Genomic DNA, 5,686 nt, shown 5'->3' on the forward strand with positions numbered 1-5,686 from the left:
AGCCCTTCCACCACGGCCCGAGCAAAGGCGGCCCCGCCGAGGACACGAAATTCGCCAACTGGTACGAGCGCACCCTCGACAGCTACGCGCACTTCTTCGGCCACCGCCCACCCGCCGACATCTGGCCGCCCGTCGCCATCCGCTTCGGCGGCCAGCGCCATTACCAGCGCATCTGCCTCAGCGACGCGTGGATCATCCGCAAACCGCGCTTCCCGCGCCGTCGCGCCGCCTTTGCGGCCATCGGCCTCGCCGCCATCCCGATCATCCTGGCCTCCAGCAATGACAGCGGCGCCGGGCCTTGGATCCTTTTCGGGGCCATGATCTTGATCGCCCTCGCCATCGTCGCGTCAAAAAAAGGCGGCAAAGGTGGAGGCGGTAGTAGCGGCAGCGGCTGTAGCGGTTCCAGTTGTGGAGGCGACTCCGGCCACGGCCACGGGCATGGCGGCGGAGACGGCGGCCATGGCGGAGGGCACGGTTGCGGCGGAGGCCACGGAGGCTGTGGCGGCGGCAGCAGTTGCGGCGGGGGCAGTTGTGGAGGCGGTGGCTGCGGCGGGCATTGACCGCACCGGTTCGCCGTGATCGGCCGTGACCCAATTTCGCAAGGGCCATCGCCAAGGAATCAGGAACCGCATTCGAACCGCCTCCGCCCACTCTCCTTTTCCTGCTTTCCTGCTTTCCTGATTCATTAAGTCGCCAGCGGCGCATCGGCAGCCGCTCGATTTCATACCGAATCACTACTCCACATCGGAACCCTCCTACGTTTTCCTCGCCTCGCGGATTGTCCCCGGCGATAACTTCCCGCCCATGCGCCTCCCCCTGCTCTGCCTCTTCGTCGCCTTTCTCCTCGGCTCCGCGCACGCCGCCGAGCCCTTTTTCAAAAAGAACGATGTCATCGCCCTGGTCGGCGGTGAGGACATGGTCGTGGCCAGCGAATACGGCTACCTCGAACTCCTCCTCACCCGCGCTCTGCCCGACTATCATCTGCGCTTCCGCAGCCTCGCGTGGGAAGGCGACACCGTCTACGAACAACGCCGCGACCTGAACTTTCCCACATGGGAAGAGCAACTCGACAAGATCGGCGCCACCGTCGTCATCTGCCAGTTCGGCCAGATGGAGAGTCTCGATGGGAAAGAAAAGCTGCCGGAGTTCATCGCAGCGTATGAAAAACTTTTGGAGCGCCTCCGCAATGGCGGCAAGAGGCGCGTAGTGATCGTCTCTCCCAATTGCGACGCTAAATCACCGTATGGAGCGGCAATCGAACAGTTTACCAACGCTCAATCGATCCTTTTCGTCATGCCTTATCGCAGCTTCGTCGAAAGCTACATCATCGACGGGCCGATGATGCGAGACGGTATTCATCTTAACGAGGATGCTCATTCTGCTGTTGCGTACGAATTGGTGAGAGCAATCCAACGCGTGAAAGTTCTGAATGCCGGTAGTTACAAAGCCGGAGAAGAAGACAAAATGGCGGCAGACAACCGCCTTCGCCAGCTCATCGTCGCTAAGAACAAGCTCTGGTTCGACTACTGGCGCGTGCAGAACTGGGCTTTCCTCGCCGGCGACCGCACCAATCAACCGAGCAGCCGCGACTGGCGCGATCCTTCCAAGCGCTGGTTCCCCGCCGAGCGCGAGGAATTCCTCCCGCTCATCGAAGCCAAGGAAAAGGAAATCGACGCGCTGGCCGCCAAGCTGAAGTGAATTGAATGGCCACAAAGAGGCACAAGATGCACAAAAAAATCTTCCCCATGACGAACTCGGAATCCGGCGAACAGTCTGCCGATACGCGCCAACGACACCTGCCCCTTTTGTGTCTTTTGTGCCTTTTCGTGGCCATCCCTCCCACCTTCGCGGCGGAGCCCGATCGCGATTCCCCGGAGGCCGAACTCGCCTCCTTCAAACTCCCGCCCGGTTTCGAAATCCACCTCTGGGCCTCCGAGCGCGATGGCGTCGCCAAGCCCATCCAGATGCGCTGGGACGCCCGTGGCCGCTTGTGGGTGATCCAAAGCGTCACCTATCCTCAACTCGTCCCCGGCACGGCGCCGAACGACAAAGTGCTCATCCTCGAGGACACCAAGCACGGCGGCTACGCCGACAAGGTAACCACCTTCGCCGACGGATTGATGATTCCCACCGGCTTGGAAATCGCGCCTGTTTCGGAAGAAGTGCTTAGTACTCAGTCCTCAGTGCCTAGTAAAGATGGCGCGACGTCTGATCCCACTAAGAACTCAGAACTAAGCACCAAGCACTCCCCCAGCGCCTGCTACGTCGGCGAAGGCCCGAAACTCTGGAAACTCACCGACACCGATGGCGACGGCGTCGCCGACAAGCGCGAGGTCGTCCTGCGCGGCTTCGGCACCGGGGATAATCATCAAAACATCAATTCCTTCCGCTGGTCGCCCGGCGGCGAACTGATGTTCAGCCAGGGCCTGCACGCCCACGCGCGCGTGGAGACGCCCTACGGCATTGTCGGTCTCGATGAAGCCGGCCTCTGGCGTTATCGCCCATCCGAGCAACGCCTCGATGCCTTCTTCGGCGGCTCGGCCGATCCGCAGAATCCTTGGGGCTGGACCTACACCCATTGGGGCCAGCCGCTCATCTCCGCGGGCAACAGCGGCAACATGTATTACGCACTGCCGGAAATGATCCGCGGCTTCCAGGGCGGACGCCGCGAAACAATTTGGGCCGAAGGCCGCGGACGCAAAACCAGCAACCCGGAACTCCTCGAAAGCTCGCAATTTCCCGACGAGTGGCAGGGCTCCATCGTCACCGGTGGCTACATCAACAACGCCGTCTGGACGCTCCACGTCGACCAGGACGGCTCCGGCTTCAAGATCAGCGACGATCCCAAGCTGCCGCCGCTGGTGCAAAGCTCGCACGGCAGTTTCCGCCCCGTCGACGTCAAGCTCGGCCCGGACGGCGCGCTCTACATCTGCGACTGGTACAATCCCATCATCGGCCACTACCAGGCGAGCTTCCGCCATCCCGATCGCGACAAGCAGCACGGCCGCATCTGGCGCGTGAGTTACACCGGCCGCCCGCTCGTCGAGCCGCCGCCCATCGCCGGTGCCTCCATCGCGCAATTGCTGGAAAACCTGCGCTCGCCGGAAAAATACGTGCGCGAGCAGAGCAAGCGGGAGCTCGGTGGTTTGCCGAAGGACAAGGTCATGGCCGAATTGCGCGAGTGGTGGCCCCGTCTCGAACCCGCCATGCCCTCCACCGATCACATCCTCTACGAGGGACTGGGCGTGTGCGAATGGCAGGACTCGCCGGAACCGACGCTGCTCGGCCGCGTGCTCAACGCGAAGACCCCGGAACTACGCGCCTACGCCGCCGGCACTCTCGGCCGTTGGGTCGATCGTCTGCCGCCGAATTTCGACGCCGTGGAAAAGCTCGCCGACCTCGCGCTCGATGAAGATCCACGCGTCCGCCTCGCCGCCATCGTCGCCGCCGGAAACATCCCGCGCCCGGAATCCATGGTCGTCGTCTTCAGCGCCGCCTCACAGCCGCGCGACAAGTTCATCGACACCGCCCTCACCGCCGCCACCGCCGCGCTCAAGCCCCAATGGGAGCCGGTCCTCGCCAAAGGCGCGCCCGATTGGAAACCCGCGTGGTACGCGCTCCTCAAGACGCTCGACAAGCCGAAGCCCAAGCCCGCGCCCGCCAAGAAAGTCGCCCAGCAAATGGGCACGCCCATCGTGCCCATCTACGGCCGCGTGCGCGCCTCACCCTACATCCTCGGCAGCATGGCCGCGGACGTGACGAAGAACGGCAACGCGAAGCACGGCGACGAAGTCTTTCATCGCCCGGAACTCGCCTGCCTCACCTGCCATCAAGTCGGCAACCAGGGCGGCAAGATCGGTCCCGCCCTCGACGCCATCGGCAGCGCCCAGCCGCTCGACTTCATCATCGGCGCCGTGCTCGAGCCCCAGCGCGAGATCAAGGAGAGCTTCGAGACCTTCCGCATCACCACGAAAAAAGGCGAGGAACTCATCGGCGTCATCGTCGCCGGCAACGACAACGAGATCACCCTGCGCGACCCCACCGGCGCCGAGCACGTCGTCGCCCAGGCGGATATCGCGAAACGCGAATTCATCGGCTCGCTCATGCCCGCGGGTCTCACCGACAACCTCTCCCCCGAAGACGTCCGCGACCTCTTCGCCTACCTCACGCAATTGGGGAAAGTGAAGTAGCACGTCGCACTCCACCGTCATGGGCCGCTGGCGAGAGCGCCGCTCGCAGTGTGTCCCGAAGGGACAACAGAGATTAGCCCCGGGTCGAGCGAGCTTTGCGAGCGACCACGACCCCGGCAATCGGTGAACCGAGCCCCCGCTGCCCGCCGGGTACGCAGCCAGTGAATCCAATTGAGGCGCATCGAGTGAATTTTCCGCAATGGAGCCAATGGAACCAATGGAGCCATGCACCTTTTGCGCCGTGTCATGCCATACTTCCCCGCATGAACTCCGACGATCTCATTACCCTCGCGACAGCCAGAACCGACGTGGCCCGCGGGTGTAGGGCGCGTTTCCCCACGCGCCGGGCTGACGCTGCGAACTTGGCTCACTGCGGGCAGTCACGGGACGCACTTGCGCTCATCTCTCCTTGCGAGGCGCGGCGGCAGGGATGTTCCACAATCGGGCCCCATTCCATCGAGCCAATCCCAGTGGGAATCCCACTCCAGATCCCACCGGAAATCCCACTCCTCTCCCACCCTCACTTCAGAGAGAATCCCACCGATCCCACCGGATCCCACTCCCTTTTTTTCCACCACGATCCACCCAGAGCCAGCAGCGCGTGGAACAGGCCACCGGGCGGATCGCCATCGGCAGAAGAATTCAAGCCTGCCCGCGCCTTCCTCAAGGCGAATCAAGCCGTATCAAGGTAACTCAAGCCAAATTAAGGCGGCGTTTTTTCCACTTCTCCCGGCGAATCACCGGAATCGCCTTGCCATTCGAGAGGCCACCTTTTATCGAAACCCGCTGCCTTTTGCGCGCACCGGCCCGCCCCACGGTTTCGCAGCGCATTGCTCCATCGCAATTCCTAAACCGTAAATCCAAAAAAAAAATGTCACTCACCACTATCGTTGATGTTCACGCCCGCCAGGTCATTGATTCCCGCGGCAATCCCACGGTCGAGGCCGATGTCGTGCTCGCAGGCGGCGCGACCGGCAGCGCCATCGTGCCGAGCGGTGCCAGCACCGGCGAACATGAAGCGTGGGAATTGCGCGACGGCGTGAAGGATCGTTGGGGTGGCAAGGGCGTGACCAAGGCGGTCGCGAACGTCAACAAATCCATCGCCAAGGAAATCCAGGGTATGGATGCCTGCGACCAGGTGAGCGTGGACAAGACGATGATCGCCCTCGATGGCACGCCGAACAAAGCCAAGCTCGGCGCGAACGCCATCCTCGCCGTCTCGCTCGCCACGGCCAAGGCCGCCGCCGCCGCGCTGAACCAGCCGTTGTTCAAATACATCGGCGGACCAAACGCCAAGGTGTTGCCCGTCCCGATGGCGAACGTCATCAACGGCGGCGCGCATTCCGACGCGCCGATTGATTTCCAGGAATTCATGATCCAGCCGCACGGCTTCAGCACGTTCAGCGAAGGTTTGCAGGCGATCACCGAAGTATTCCACGCTTTGAAATCCGTGCTGAAGAAAAAAGGTCTCTCCACCGCAGTCGGTGACGAAGGTG

General features: G+C 62.7%; 2 protein-coding genes and 2 pseudogenes. All 4 read left to right on the top strand.

The window, feature by feature from the left end:
* A pseudogene (locus ABJF10_RS28830) lies at positions 1 to 560 on the top strand (hypothetical protein); the annotation flags it as partial.
* Positions 561 to 804: 244 nt separating this feature from the next.
* A complete protein-coding gene (locus ABJF10_RS28835; RefSeq protein WP_348548059.1) occupies positions 805 to 1,698 on the top strand; it encodes a hypothetical protein in 894 nt (297 codons plus the stop codon).
* Between the two features lie 128 nt (positions 1,699 to 1,826).
* On the top strand, positions 1,827 to 4,190 hold the full coding sequence (locus ABJF10_RS28840; protein WP_348548060.1) for a HEAT repeat domain-containing protein: 2,364 nt from the start codon (positions 1,827 to 1,829) through the stop codon (positions 4,188 to 4,190).
* Between the two features lie 871 nt (positions 4,191 to 5,061).
* Positions 5,062 to 5,686, top strand: a pseudogene (eno, locus tag ABJF10_RS28845) (phosphopyruvate hydratase); the annotation flags it as partial.

This window comes from Chthoniobacter sp., from assembly GCF_040003245.1.
Lineage (GTDB): Bacteria > Verrucomicrobiota > Verrucomicrobiia > Chthoniobacterales > Chthoniobacteraceae > Chthoniobacter.